The organism is Alicyclobacillus tolerans (genome assembly GCF_048984885.1).
Classification (GTDB): domain Bacteria; phylum Bacillota; class Bacilli; order Alicyclobacillales; family Alicyclobacillaceae; genus Alicyclobacillus_I; species Alicyclobacillus_I tolerans.
The window spans coordinates 161,147-174,707 of record NZ_JBMGNK010000002.1 but is presented as its reverse complement, the minus strand read 5'-3'; the positions used below and the strand labels follow the sequence as shown (position 1 = coordinate 174,707).

At 48.0% G+C, this 13,561-nt stretch carries 10 protein-coding genes and 1 tRNA gene; 7 read left to right on the top strand and 4 right to left on the bottom strand.

Going from position 1 to position 13,561, the window contains the following annotated elements:
* Positions 1 to 59: 59 nt before the first annotated feature.
* From ACOJUR_RS00905 to ACOJUR_RS00890, 4 genes are all read right to left on the bottom strand, one after another.
* A complete protein-coding gene (locus ACOJUR_RS00905; RefSeq protein WP_420949024.1) occupies positions 60 to 638 on the bottom strand; it encodes a hypothetical protein in 579 nt (192 codons plus the stop codon).
* Between the two features lie 357 nt (positions 639 to 995).
* Entirely contained in the window at positions 996 to 2,474 is a 1,479-nt protein-coding gene (locus ACOJUR_RS00900; RefSeq protein WP_420948996.1) for a transposase, read from the bottom strand.
* A gap of 313 nt (positions 2,475 to 2,787) precedes the next feature.
* Positions 2,788 to 3,924, bottom strand: coding sequence for a pyridoxal phosphate-dependent aminotransferase (locus ACOJUR_RS00895; protein WP_420950477.1), 1,137 nt, complete (start codon positions 3,922 to 3,924; stop codon positions 2,788 to 2,790).
* A 146-nt stretch (positions 3,925 to 4,070) separates the two neighbouring features.
* Positions 4,071 to 6,101: a transglycosylase domain-containing protein gene (locus ACOJUR_RS00890; RefSeq protein WP_420949023.1), complete on the bottom strand. Its 2,031-nt coding sequence runs from the start codon at positions 6,099 to 6,101 to the stop codon at positions 4,071 to 4,073.
* 187 nt (positions 6,102 to 6,288) lie between these two features.
* On the opposite strand from ACOJUR_RS00890, the gene ACOJUR_RS00885 reads away from it, so the two are divergent.
* The 7 genes from ACOJUR_RS00885 to kdd all read left to right on the top strand — a co-directional run bounded on the left by ACOJUR_RS00885 (position 6,289) and on the right by kdd (position 13,550).
* A tRNA-Met gene (locus ACOJUR_RS00885) sits at positions 6,289 to 6,364 on the top strand.
* Between the two features lie 105 nt (positions 6,365 to 6,469).
* Positions 6,470 to 8,479, top strand: coding sequence for an acyltransferase family protein (locus tag ACOJUR_RS00880; protein WP_420949022.1), 2,010 nt, complete (start codon positions 6,470 to 6,472; stop codon positions 8,477 to 8,479).
* Positions 8,480 to 8,550: 71 nt separating this feature from the next.
* A complete protein-coding gene (gene speE / locus ACOJUR_RS00875; protein ID WP_072874411.1) occupies positions 8,551 to 9,375 on the top strand; it encodes a polyamine aminopropyltransferase in 825 nt (274 codons plus the stop codon).
* Positions 9,372 to 10,259: an agmatinase gene (gene speB, locus ACOJUR_RS00870; RefSeq protein WP_072874360.1), complete on the top strand. Its 888-nt coding sequence runs from the start codon at positions 9,372 to 9,374 to the stop codon at positions 10,257 to 10,259. Before speE ends, speB begins: the two co-directional genes overlap by 4 nt.
* The gene (locus ACOJUR_RS00865; protein ID WP_306953407.1) at positions 10,256 to 10,714 is read left to right on the top strand and encodes a YwiB family protein; all 459 of its coding nucleotides are present in this window, start codon (positions 10,256 to 10,258) and stop codon (positions 10,712 to 10,714) included. The genes speB and ACOJUR_RS00865 overlap by 4 nt, the downstream gene beginning before the upstream one ends.
* Positions 10,698 to 12,302 carry a sigma-54 interaction domain-containing protein gene (locus ACOJUR_RS00860; RefSeq protein ID WP_072874358.1) on the top strand — a complete coding sequence of 535 codons (1,605 nt, stop codon included), beginning with the start codon at positions 10,698 to 10,700 and terminating at the stop codon, positions 12,300 to 12,302. Before ACOJUR_RS00865 ends, ACOJUR_RS00860 begins: the two co-directional genes overlap by 17 nt.
* 183 nt (positions 12,303 to 12,485) lie before the next feature.
* Positions 12,486 to 13,550: an L-erythro-3,5-diaminohexanoate dehydrogenase gene (kdd, locus tag ACOJUR_RS00855; protein ID WP_420949021.1), complete on the top strand. Its 1,065-nt coding sequence runs from the start codon at positions 12,486 to 12,488 to the stop codon at positions 13,548 to 13,550.
* The last annotated feature ends 11 nt before the right edge of the window (positions 13,551 to 13,561 follow it).

Here is a 13,561-nt window from a genome sequence, read left to right as displayed (position 1 = left end):
AATTTAAAATGGCCTGCCTTTCTATAGGAGAGGCAGGCCCTATGTCAAAAAAATCTATTTTACATCATTCCTGGCGGGGGAAGAGTAGGATTTCGTGCTGCCAGTTGTTGACCAGAGCCGTTTTGTCCAGATGAATTTTGATTGGTTGCAGCAGATGCGGTCGGTTCAGGTGTTGCAGGAGTTTCTTCCGAACTCGTTTCGCCACCACCTAAACCTTGGAGCATCCGTCCGCCTAAGGGTGTGTTAAGAATGGTAGCAAAGATGGTTGTAAAATCTTCTGTGGTCAGTTTGCCTTTCTTTTTGGAAGTTAGCTTCTCCAGGATCCCCGCCTCTTTTAAAGAAGTCGTTGTTCCATAGATGCTATCCAGCCAAACATCTGCCTGTTGGAGATAGGAAAGCCAATTTTTGACCGTCGAGCGCAGATTGTCTACTGCTTTAAAAGAATTCTGTATATTTTTGGGTGTCAACAGTTGAGATAATGTTTGCGACTGCTTTTTTTTGTTTGTTGACGAACCGTTACTTTGGTTTGGATTTGGAAGTGAAGTGGTAGACTTTGGTGTTGCGGCCTTTCCAGCCGTCTTACGTCTTTTGGTTGCGCTTGGCAATGCTTTTTTTGGAACAGGAGTTTTTGTAGCCACGCTTGTCACCTCCTCGCTTCATGGGCGCAAATACGACAAGCAACCTAGATTTGCGCCCATTGTTTGGCGAGACCGAACGGTCTTTGAGGGACCGAACTATTTTCGCATTCCACTCCTATCGTATTGAATTTGGCCATGGAGTGTGCACATTGCGAGGAGATGAAATAAGTTAGAGCCGATGCCAAAATTGCTTTCGTTGTCAAACGGAGCAACGAGAAGTAAACTCTAATCGTCCAAAATTAGAGGAAACTCACTGTGATTCTGCTCCATGACTGTGGATATGTTCGTCATTGGCAAAATGGACGCACGAAAACTGTGGATAAGGTCTGCCAATCAAGGTTTTTGTGATGGCTGTTGTCATTGAGCCCGCTTCAGTCGACTTCGTGTCCACCCGCGGTTTACTGTTCCAGTTTGAGTGTAGGCGCAGTATGCCATCACATGCATACAGAGCATGCACTGGTCAACGTGAGCCTCTACCGCCTTACGTCCACGTTTGTGCACACGCCGTAAACTGTATCCATCTTTCAGCATCCCAATAATTCGCTCAATCCCTGTACGGGCGTCATACAACGTATCGAATGTACGGCTGTGCTGTGGGAACTCAGGGTCTACCTGAGGTGTTGTCTCAAAATCAACCCGAAGCACCCGACCCTGGGTGGCACCGCTACAGCACTGGATGTGTTTGTGGTGCGGGCAGACAAGCCCTTTCTGTTTCGCCTGAGGATTGTGAACTGGACACGTGAATATGTACTGCTCCTTTTTGAGGTCGGATCCTTTTAACTCCATCTTGTGTCCAGCAATGCAATGTGGCACCCCGTAGCGGTCAATCATATCAATTCCACGGACATCGCTCGGTTTGTCCTGGCGACCCCTGGGATTAATGGGAGCAACCAGTTTTGCCCCAAGTACATCCCTTGTTGCCTGCTGGTTCCTTGGACTCTGGTAAATCCCATCGGCAAGTACATATTGCACAGACTGTACCTGTTCCTCAAACTCAGCTTTGAATCGCTCAAGTGTAGGTAGCAAGGTAAAGGCATCGTATTCCTCTCCCTTGCACACTTCTCGGGTGAGTGGAAGTTGTCCCTTGGCGCCACTGAGTAACGAAACTTTGTGGCCAATGTAGGATACGGCGTTACTCTTACGAACAATGCCTACGTTATCGTCCGTGGGGACGGCAGGGCAATCACAGTCTTCTTTGTGGCGACAGGTTTTCATCTGTTTTCCGTAGGTCGCCTCCGCTTCAACATGCGTTGTATCGGCGACCAAGGTATCCTCAACCTCTAACACACCCTGCTTCAGGTTGAACGCAACGACCAGCCGTCGAGCCTTATCCCATAATCCGAAGTTTGTCATGATTTCGTCGAAGCGGGCAAACGAGCGGTAACTGGGGAGTTTGCCTGTAAACCCGCAAGCTTCAGCAAACAACGGGTTGGAGCGAACCTGTAGGTAGACACTCTCAGCCATGCTCTCAACGTATAGCAATCGGGCCAACTCGAACGCCCGCATCATAGGCATAAAGTCGTGAGGCTTGCGGCCTGAACGACTTCGCGTGACTGTCGACGTATTAACCGCCTGTTCCATTGGTGTGGGGAGTTCTAGCCCAAGAGCAGAGTTGGTGACGTTGCTGGTTCCGTCCGACCGATTTATCCGTTCCTCACGCAACGAGTCATATAGATGCCAGTAGTATTCCTGCTCAATATTTCGAAAGATGTCCCAAGGGAAAGTCAGTGCGGGGATAACAAACGGAACATCCATATACTGTTCCCATTGACGGGGAATCAAGGGGAAAGGAACCAAACCAGATTGCGCGTGTTGTGATATACTGGATTTCGCCATGGAGCTTCTCCTTTGTTGTGAATGGGTTTTGGTCGACTTAATTCTACCAAAAGAGGGTTCCGTGGCGTATTTATATCTAGCACCAACTCGACGATTTTCATCCACCATGATTTACCTTGTATAAACATTCAAATACTATCGATAAACATACAATTCACATGACTTGGATAGACCCATGGACTCTCTGAAACGCCTGTAATAAAGTTCTCTGATCATTCCGTTTTTCTTTGGCGAAATAAAGTGAGTCGTATCTTACATTCAAGATACCTGTTGTAACGGCAATTATTTAATTTTGGCACTGGCTCTTAGCAATTTAATTCAGCATGTTATGAAAAGCAGCTATACGTCTGACAGCTTCCTCCACGTCTTGCATTGAGACCGCATAAGAAAGGCGGATATTATTCGGGGCTCCAAAGGCTTCCCCTGGAACAGCTGCAACCAACTGTTTTTCCAGCAACAGTTCAGCATAGTCAACCGCTGTTTCAATGATCCGGTTTTCATACCGTTTGCCAAAAACTGCAGAGACGTTTGGGAAAACGTAAAATGCACCCTCCGGATTAAGGCAACTGAGTCCAGAGATCTGATTGAGCCCCTTTACTAAACAGTCACGGCGAGCATGGAACGCTTGAATCATAGTTGTGTCTAAGGATTGAAGTGCGGCGACTCCAGCCGCCTGAGACATGGTGGAGGGCGATCCAGTTCCATGGCTTTGCAGTGATGCAACAGCTTTAGCGAGATCGGGCGGGGCAGCTAAATATCCCAGCCTCCATCCAGTCATAGCGAAAGCTTTGGAAAAACCATTGACAAGCAGGGTACGATCGATGAGTTGTGGACAAGCTTCGGCAAAAGAAGTGAAAGCTACGTTGTAAACTAATTTTTCGTAAATTTCGTCTGAAACTATCCATGCAATGTGGTTCTCCAAAATTTCTCCAAGCAACGCTAATTCATTGCGGCTGTATACAGATCCAGTTGGATTGCAGGGAGAATTTAGCAAAACAGCTTTTGTTTTTTCGTTAAGCGCTGCCTGCAATTGCTGGGGTGTCATCTTAAAACCGCTCGATTCGTCTGTTTTTACAAAGACTGGGATACCACCAGCTAAGCGAATTTGCTCAGGATAAGAGACCCAGTAGGGAGTCGGAACTATCACTTCATCACCAGGATTGAGAATGGCCAAGAAGATGTTAAATAACGTATGTTTGGCGCCATTGGAAACAACAATTTGTTCGGGCGTATAGGTGAGATGGTTTTCTGTCTGTAATTTTTTGGCGATTGCTTGGCGTAATTCCGGCGTTCCAGCAGCAGCCGTATAGCGTGTTTTGCCATTAGCAATGGCACGAATGCCAGCTAAGGAAGCCGCGGTGGGTGTGTCAAAATCAGGTTCACCGACGCTCATATTGATAACAGGTTGGCCGGCTTGCAGCAAAGATTTTGTTTTAGCGTCGACACTCATGGTGGCGGATGGGGTTAATTGGCTGACGCGAAGGGATAGTCTATTCACCTCGGGCGGACTCCTCTCTATGAATTAGCGACATTTTAGCATAGAGAGGCGTCCTCGGGGTGAAAAGTGGTGGCTTGTATCTGAAAAGTAGAGAAAGTTCAGCCGCCGAACCAATGGCGCAGCCAAGGCAGCAGTCCTCTGGTTAGTTTTTGCACAGGTGTTTGCGGATGAGGATGCAATGGGCAAGATTCAACAGGCTCTGTGCCAGGCTGGAAATAATCCGTTTCTGTGCGACCACATTTATCCGTAGCTAATTTCCCCGAGAGGGGATCAATTTGGCGTGTAATAAGACCACTCGGCGGTGAGTACCAGGAGTAGGGCATATGCAATTGAGCCGTACTCATAAACTTGGCCCAGATCGGCGAGGCCAAGTGCGATTCCATCAGATTGAGCGGACGGTTGTCGTCGTATCCTACCCATACAGCACAGACTAAATTGGGGGTAAAGCCGACCATCCATGCGTCAGTGTCGGTTGTTCCTGTTTTTGCAGCAACTGGACCATTCAGATAATGGCTTACACTATAGCCAGTGCCGCCAGGCTGCATGACACTTCGCATCAAATCCGCCATTTGAAAAGCGACCTGTGGCGAGATGACTTGTTTGGCTGTCGGATTGGCGTGAATGTCTTCATTTTGCGTGGCTGAACGCACTTCTTCCACTGCGTAAGGTTCCACCCGTTTACCCCCGTTGGCAAGTGTAGCGTATGCAGTCGCCATTTGTAACGGACTGGTAGGGTATACACCGAGTGCAAGTGATGGCACGGAGCCCAAATAAGTGGTTATGCCCATACGGTGCGCTGTAGCCACAACTTGGCTGGGATTTACGGCAAGGTTGGTGCTGACAGCATAGATATTATCGCTTCGCGCTAAAGCCTCACGCAAAGTTAACGGCCGTCCAGCGTAAAAATCACCATAATCATGCACAGTATACAGGGCGTTTGCGCCTATCCCAGCAACAAAGGTTGTCAGTTCACTGTTGATTTGCCGGGCAGGTGACCAGTGCTGTTCAAGAGCCGTTGTGTAAAGCAATGGTTTAAAGGTCGATCCCGGTTGACGTTCGGCAAATACACGATTATACGGACTTGTCATGTACGATCTTCCACCAACCATGGCTCGAATCGCGCCAGTTTGCGGATCGAGAGCGACCAATGCGGCTTGTAAAGAGCTGTTTGCCGGCAAAGTGCTGCGAATGGCACGTTCAGCCGCCTGTTGCAGCAACGGATCGAGCGTCGTCATGACTTTGGTGCCGCCACGGTAGAGTTCATCGCTGGACAGGTGGTAGCGATGCGCCAACTCCTCCATGACGGTTGTTGTGAAGTAGGGAGCCTGATGCAGCGGTATATGGTGGGTGGCATAGTGCAATGGCTGGTTAAAAGCAGCGTTTGCTTGTTGCCAAGTGATATAGTGACAGGCCACCATCCGGTCGAGTACAATTCGCTGCCGTTCCTTGGCTGCGGCAGGATGTTCGATGGGAGAGAAGATGGCAGGTCCTCTTGGCAATCCTGCAATCATAGCAGATTCGGCAAGATTCAATTCTTCTACAGGTTTACCAAAATAGGTTTCAGCAGCTGCATCTACTCCGTAAGCCCCGTGACCGTAGTAAATGACGTTGAGATATTGGTTGAGGATGGTATCTTTCGATTCATGCATTTCTAGCTGAATTGCATACAACGCCTCACGAATTTTTCTGGAAAGTGTTCGCTGTTGTGATAAAAAAAGATTTTTAGCCAATTGCTGGGTTATGGTCGATCCGCCCTCAACGACATGTCCACTTTTAATATCAACAAGCAGGGCTCGTCCCAAGGAGGGCAAACTGAAGGCTCGGTGATGATAGAAATGAGCATCTTCTACGGCAAGTGTGGCTTCCTGAAGTGCTTTAGGTATTTCTGAAAGCGGCACATGTCTTTCAGTATTGGCAGTCCAACTCCAACTAGCGATGCGGGTACCGTCTGCCGCTTCAATTTCTGTCGGATCGGACAAACTGTCTTCTGGCAGGGGTGTGGCACGCAGTCCAAACAACAACAATGCGGTACCTGTAAAACCAGCCAGTAGTGGCCAAGCGACCATGAGAATTAGAGTTTTACGGTTTGGTTTACGCATTTTCGGCAGGCTGAATGAGTGCAACAACATGGATTGAGAAGCTCCTCTCTTCAAAAGCTGCAGTCAGCCGCAATGAATGGCGTGTAAGATTTACCAAATCTTCAACGGTATTATTTCCGCTTCAGGAAAAACTATGTAAGTTCTCTCGAGTGCCTCGGCAGGCGTATAGACAGCGCAGATGTTGGGTATCTTAAGAATCGTTCCCCCAAACTATCGAAGCGGGGTGGAGCAGTTGGCAGCTCGTCGGGCTCATAACCCGAAGGTCGCAGGTTCGAGTCCTGCCTCCGCAACCAAAGGGGTAAGAAAGCAAAAAACCGTCGACATTTGCTTAGAGTCGCAAAGTGTCGGCGGTTTTTTTGTGCGAAAATAGTCGCTTTTTCGCATAGGACATGCGGTTGATGAATACCGTCCAAATGTCGAATGGTGTAACATATCGTCATGTGGCTTCGTCTATATGGCAGCGACTGGTGAATGAGGAGAGATGTACAGTGCCACAACCCATAGAAGGAAAAAACCGCTATATGCCAGGACTGGATGGCCTGCGCGCCATATCGGTTCTCGCTGTTATGGCCTATCATTTGGGGATAGGTTTTGTTCCGGGCGGATTGTTGGGAGTAGGCGTTTTTTTTGTGCTCTCCGGCTATCTCATTACTGACTTGCTAATTGCAGAATGGGCTAGAAATGGGAAAATTGTCATGCGCCAGTTTTGGCTGCGGCGTGCCAAACGACTTTTACCTGCGCTTTTTACCCTGCTGGCTGCAGTATGGTTGTGGGAAATTTTTGTTACCCCTTCACAATTGTCATCTTTAGGTCAGGACACACTGGCCGCTCTCTTTTATGTCAGTAACTGGTGGTATATTTTTCACCATGTATCCTATTTTGCTAAATTTGGATCTCCTTCTCCTCTCACTCATCTATGGTCATTGGCTGTTGAAGAACAGTTTTATCTGATTTGGCCACTTTTGTTAGTGTTTGGATTGCGCAAAAAAAACCGGCGCAGTTGGCTCGTCTGGCTGACTGTGGTTTTGGCTACCGCTTCCGCGTTAGCTATGGCTCTTCTCTATCAACCAGGTTCTGATCCAAACCGGGTCTACTATGGAACGGATACCCGTGCTTTCTCTTTATTGATTGGAGCGTTGCTGGCTGTTATCTGGCCAAGTCGCAAACTCTCTTCAAAACTACCAAGTGCTTCCCGTTGGTTGCTGGATATTATAGGAGTTCTGGGATTAGCCGTGGTCATTTGGATGATGGTTGGCACGAATGAATATGAAACTTTTCTTTATCGCGGGGGTATGGTGCTTCTTTCGGTAGCTGCTGCTCTCGCTATTGCCGCCTTAGCTCATCCAGCGACGTTGCTCCATCGCCTGTTGGGAAGCAAACCATTGCGTTGGCTTGGTGTCCGTTCCTATGCTATCTACCTTTGGCATTATCCGATTATTGTCTTGACCACACCGAGTGTACAGACAGGCGGTTTTAATTATTGGCGAGCGGCTTTACAGGTTACAGCGAGCATCCTATTAGCGGCGCTCTCCTGGCGGTTTATTGAAGATCCGATTCGCCACGGGGCACTTGAACGAATGTGGAAGTCGTTCTTTGGCAAAGGAGGAGTCCATCGACGTGCTCATCCACATTCCCTGCGTCGCATTCTGACCGTGAGTAGCGTGGCACTCTTGTTGCTTGTCGGTGGCGTGTTTACTTCCTATCGACTGCGTGTGCATGCTGCTACTGCTCAGACAGAACTTCGCGATAGTCGACCCGTTCCAGTCAAAGTGACATCAAACCAAACCAAAGTGAAATCAAATCTCACAACCGCCGACGCGAATACTCAGAAGAAGAGTCTATCAGCAACCGACAGAACGAATTCAAAGACAGCTACCACAGCGTCCACAACATACAATCAAGGCGGTTCGTGGGTCATCGGATCGGGCGCTGGCGTCATTGCCGTTGGTGACTCGGTTATGGTAGACGCAAAACCTTATTTGGAAAAAATGTTGCCAGGCATTGTGGTTAACGGCAAAGTGGGTCGCCAGTTAATTGAAGCTGGACCTGTTGTGGATAAAATGCGAGCTGCAGGTGAAATTCAGAAAGCAGCTATTATTGAACTTGGTACCAATGGGCCATTCACCATGGGTCAGCTACAGGCCCTTTTGGCCGATCTCGGTCCTGTGTCCCACATTTTACTGGTCAACACTCGTGTACCTCGTCCCTGGCAGAACGTTGTCAATCAGATGCTGGCCTCGGAAGCTGCTGCCAATCCACGTGTCACACTGGTAAACTGGTATGCTGCAAGCCGTGGTGAAAACCAGTGGTTTTATCCGGATGGCGTGCACCTCAATCCGGTTGGAGCGTCCCATTATGCTGCTTTGATTGCCCACACTTTGCTCCATGTTGAACAGAGCGGTCATTGAAAGGTGTCCACTTCTCTTGCTTTTGGTATAATACGAGCGCATGAGAGGAGTGGGCATTATTGGCCAATTCAATGGAGCTTTGGTTTACAGAACTGCAAAACAGCAATCTGTCAATTGGTTTGCGTGTAAATCGGACTTTGCATAGCGAGCAGACAGAATTTCAGAGTCTCGACGTAGTAGAAACGGTACAGTACGGACGTATGTTGGTACTTGACGGTTGTGTCATGACAACTGACAAAGATGAGTTTGTCTATCATGAAATGCTTGCTCATGTCGGCCTGCATACGCATCCTGAGCCGAAAAATGTGCTAGTAGTGGGGGGAGGAGACGGTGGCGTCATTCGTGAAATCGTCAAGCATCCGGCTGTCGAACGAGCAGTGCTTGCAGAAATCGATGGACGAGTGATTGACATCTCTCGCGAGTACTTTCCACAGATTGCCCAAGGTTTAAACGATCCGCGTGTAGACGTTCAAGTTTGTGATGGCATCAAACATGTTCAAGAACACAAAGGAGAATATGATGTCATTTATGTGGACTCAACCGATCCCATTGGACCGGCTGTGGGTCTTTTTGCCAAGGATTTCTACCAGGCTGTCTATGACGCTCTTAAACCCGATGGATTGTTTGTAGCACAGACCGAATCACCTTTTGCCAATCAGGATCTCATTCGTCATGTTCACCGTGACGTACGAGATATTTTTCCCCACACCTATTTGTATCTAGCCCATATACCCACATATCCAACGGGAATGTGGAGTTTTACCATGGGCAGTAAGCAGTACAATCCGCTTGAGCCAGTGGCTTCGCGAGTGCGTGATACGAAATATTACACAACGGAAGTTCACAAAGCTGCGTTTGCCTTGCCGCCGTTTGTTCAGGAGTTGGTGCAAAAATGAGTGAATGGAATGTGCGTCAACCTTTGGATGCCGCGTACAGCGGCAATGTTTTTATCCAATCGTCTCCAGATTACAAAGCGGCTAAAGCAGTTCTCTATGGCATGCCTATGGATTGGACCGTATCATTTCGCGGCGGTACTCGCTTAGGGCCTGCTCGTATTCGTGAAGTTTCTGTGGGTCTTGAGGAATACAGTCCTTATCTCGATCGCGATTTGCGCGACATTACTTATTACGATGCGGGAGATTTGCCGTTACCCTTTGGCAATCCGCAGATGAGTGTGGAAATGATTTATGAGTACGTCTCGCGTCTATACGAGGATGGCAAATTTCCGCTTGGTCTTGGCGGGGAGCACTTAGTTTCTTGGGGTGCGATGCGTGCTGCCTGGGAAAAATATCCCGATTTGCGCGTCATCCATCTCGATGCCCATACGGATTTAAGAGATACTTATGAAGGCCAACCCTATTCGCATGCCACGGTGATTAAAAAAGTATGCGACGCGATTGGTCCAGAACGTGTGTATCAGTTTGGTATTCGCTCTGGCACGCGTGAAGAATTTCAGTATGCACGGCAACATACGCGTTTCTTTCCCTTTGAAGTAGCTGATCCGTTAGAATCTGTTTTGTCGGAGCTGATGGGTCATCCGGTCTATGTGACTTGGGATATTGACGTTTTTGATCCGGCTCATGCTCCCGGTACGGGAACTGCAGAGCATGGTGGTATTCATCCGCGCGAAGCATTTCGTATATTTCCTATGCTTTCTCAGTTGCGTGTCGTTGGCTTTGATTTGGTGGAGGTTTCTCCGGTCCTGGATACGAGTGAACAGACGCAAATTTTAGCTGCCAAATTGGTTCGTGAGGCTCTCTTGGCCTGTGTTTCACCATGAGCAGTTTTTATCTCGGCAGTCCATTAAAGAATGTTGTCCCATTGGTTTGGAGTCGCGGCGATGGCCAAAATTTAGAATCCTCTCCCGTACTGTCCGCTACTTGGGATTTTCGTTCCAATGCGCATTATTTGCGTTACTTTGAAGAAGCTCAAACGGAAGAGAGGAGCACTTTCGTGATACGTCAAGACGCCGTGACGGTGATTCGTCGCGGCGCTTATCTATGGAATTGCACTTTTGTGTCCGGACAAAAACAGTCTTCTACACTTTATCTCGGTGGCGAACCGTATTCGGTCGAAGTCAGGACTCGTCAATTGCTGGTAGATGTGAATGCTACTGGCGGGCAAGTTCAACTGTACTATTCCTGGGATTTTTCGGGAGAGGACAGCGAGATTTATCTACAGATATGTTTTGGGTCATGTGTGGTAAGGAGGAAGCAGCATGGATCAACATCGTGATCAGCAAGAATGGTTTAACGCAGTTCTTGATACGATGGATGAAGGCATCCATGTAGTGGACGCGCGAGGAGTGACGGTGGTATACAATCGGGCCGCCAGTCAATTAGATGGAGTGTCTGTAGGAGACGTGCTTGGTCGACATGTGCTCGATTCCTTTCCTTCTCTTGGTGAGGAAGGAAGTACGCTTTTACAGGTATTGAAAACGGGTCAAGCTCTGTTTCATAGAGCTCAGACGTTTACAAATATTCGCGGTGTTCAAGTACATACGGTCAATACCACATTGCCGATCCGAAGAGAAGGTAAAATTGTAGGCGCCTTAGAAATCAGTAAAGATTTTACTTATGTTAAACATTTGACAGACCAACTTTCTGCTTTACAAGAGAAGATGATTGGACGAAAACCTAAAAAACAGCAAACGGTAGGAGCACAATATCGTTTTTCAGATATAGTCACGACGGATGGACAAATGTTGCAAACGATTCGCCGGGCAGAACGGGCAGCGCGTAGCCAGTCCCCAATTCTTGTGTATGGTGAGACGGGCACGGGTAAAGAATTGTTGGTTCAATCCATTCATAATGCCAGTCGCCAAACAGGGGCGTTTTTAGCCGTCAATTGTGCAGCTTTGCCGCCATCCTTGTTAGAGTCTTTGCTTTTTGGAACGATACGAGGTTCGTTTACAGGTGCCGAAAATCGGGCAGGGTGGTTTGAACTGGCAGATAACGGTACTCTGTTTCTTGATGAGGTGCAATCATTGCCGCTTGATGTACAGGCAAAACTGTTGCGTGTTTTACAATCAGGAGAGTTCTCTAGGGTAGGAGATGCTCGACTTTTGCATACCAACGCACGAATTGTCGCTGCTATGAATGAATCGCCGGAAGGAGAGTTGGCAAAAGGTTCGCTGCGCAAAGATCTGTATTATCGATTGAATGTAGTGCGGCTTGATTTGCCTCCCTTACGCGAACGCGGTGAGGATATTCTGTTATTGGCTAGGCATTTTCTTGAAAAATGGAATCAACAGTTAGGGACCCGGGTGAAACGTTTATCAGAAGATACACTTGCTTTCTTTCAAACCTATCCATGGCCTGGCAATGTTCGCGAGCTTGAACACGTCATAGAGGCTGCGTTGAATTTGATGGATGGTGAAGTGCTGACACTCGCCGATTTGCCGCTTCAAATGCAGGAATCAGCTAGACAGTATGGATTTAGCATTCGAAAGGCCGAACGTCAGAAAGAAGAGTTAGCTGAATTTTCTTCTGCCGAAAAATCAGCAATAGACAAAGGGAGGCGTCTTTCGTCGTTTTCTTTTGCCGAAAAATCGGCAAGCCATGTAGAGCCGAGAACGACAGGGATAGAAAATGTATGGTCGCAATCAGGGTTTGAACAACTGTGGACTGCTTTGAACGAATCGGTGGTATTAGATGACGCACCTTCTCCTGCACTTCCAGAAGTTTTGCAATCGATTGAAAAAATCGTCCTCGAACGCGCGCTAGCCAGTTGCAACGGCAACGTTTTATCCACGGCTAAAAAACTTGGCCTTCCACGACAAACGCTTCAATATAAATTGCAAAAATTAGGACTTTCACACTGAGCGTAATCAGTTTTCAAGACTTTATCCCTATGTGATGTTAATCTTGGCACAGAAATTGCTTAATCATTCTATTGAGAAATTCGATAGCGCTTTCATATCTTGTCCATTCTGAAGGTTTAAGGAAGCGTGACGCGGGACCGTCTCCAGCGAGATGGTATAGGCCCGCAAGAGGAGGTGTTTGCCGTGGCTGATTCTCATCCCTTTGGATTGCATCGAGTGCTTGAGCCACAGGGAGTTATGCCTCAAGCAGCTTGGAAACTGGATAATCGAATGGAATGTGGGGTCAATGAGTTGCTGATTGATGTAGAGCGACTCAATATTGATTCCGCATCTTTCCGACAAATCTATGAGGAAGTTGGAAAAAATGAGCAAGCGATAGCTGCCAAGATGAAAGAAATTGTGGCCGAACGCGGCAAGCATCACAATCCCGTAACCGGATCGGGCGGAATGTTGATTGGCAGGGTGCGGGAAATAGGTTCCATGCATCCAGCGCGTCAGGAGCTTTCAGTAGGTGACAGGATTGCGACTTTGGTGTCATTGACATTAACCCCGCTTGCGCTGGAGGAAATTCTACAAATTGATGTGGCGAATGCTCAGGTCACCATTCGCGGTCAAGCGATTCTGTTTGCGACAGGTCTCTACGCCAAAATGCCGGACGATATTGAAGAACAGTTGGCCTTGGCACTTTTTGACGTTTGCGGGGCGCCAGCCCAAACAGCTCGCCTTGTACAGCCTGGTCAGACGGTTGTTGTTCTGGGAGCTGGCGGAAAATCTGGATTAACTGTCCTTGCGGCGGCCCGGCGAAGTGTACGAGACGGTATCGTTGTGGCAATGGATTATGGTCAACTCGCTTGCGAGCGAATACAGGCTCTTGGTAAAGCAGATATCGTGTTGGATGTGAGTGCGCAGGATGCGGTAGCTTGTTTAGCCAGTTTGGAACAGGCCTGGAATCAGCGATTTGGGCAAGCATTTAGCGGAGCTGATGTGGTTATCAACTGTGTCAATGTTCCTGGCACAGAAATGGCCTCTATTCTACCCTGCAAGGATGGCGGAACAGTCTACTTTTTCTCCATGGCCACGTCCTTTACAGCCGCTGCACTAGGTGCAGAGGGAATAGGCAAAGACATTCAGATGATGATTGGCAATGGGTATTGCAAAAATCATGCTGATTACGCTTTGAATTTGCTGCGTGCTGAACCTGTATTGCAACAAATTTTTCGTCAGAAGTTTGCGGTACACAGTCATTAATCGTTTCTCTC

What these genes read in the sequence shown, in the direction of transcription:
- speB (WP_072874360.1), top strand. Translation starts at nt 9,372, where the DNA reads ATGAGTGAATGGAATGTGCGTCAACCTTTGGATGCCGCGTACAGCGGC.
- ACOJUR_RS00900 (WP_420948996.1), bottom strand. Translation starts at nt 2,474, where the DNA reads ATGGCGAAATCCAGTATATCACAACACGCGCAATCTGGTTTGGTTCCT.
- ACOJUR_RS00865 (WP_306953407.1), top strand. Translation starts at nt 10,256, where the DNA reads ATGAGCAGTTTTTATCTCGGCAGTCCATTAAAGAATGTTGTCCCATTG.
- ACOJUR_RS00890 (WP_420949023.1), bottom strand. Translation starts at nt 6,101, where the DNA reads ATGTTGTTGCACTCATTCAGCCTGCCGAAAATGCGTAAACCAAACCGT.
- ACOJUR_RS00895 (WP_420950477.1), bottom strand. Translation starts at nt 3,924, where the DNA reads ATGAGTGTCGACGCTAAAACAAAATCTTTGCTGCAAGCCGGCCAACCT.
- speE (WP_072874411.1), top strand. Translation starts at nt 8,551, where the DNA reads ATGGAGCTTTGGTTTACAGAACTGCAAAACAGCAATCTGTCAATTGGT.
- ACOJUR_RS00860 (WP_072874358.1), top strand. Translation starts at nt 10,698, where the DNA reads ATGGATCAACATCGTGATCAGCAAGAATGGTTTAACGCAGTTCTTGAT.
- ACOJUR_RS00880 (WP_420949022.1), top strand. Translation starts at nt 6,470, where the DNA reads ATGAATACCGTCCAAATGTCGAATGGTGTAACATATCGTCATGTGGCT.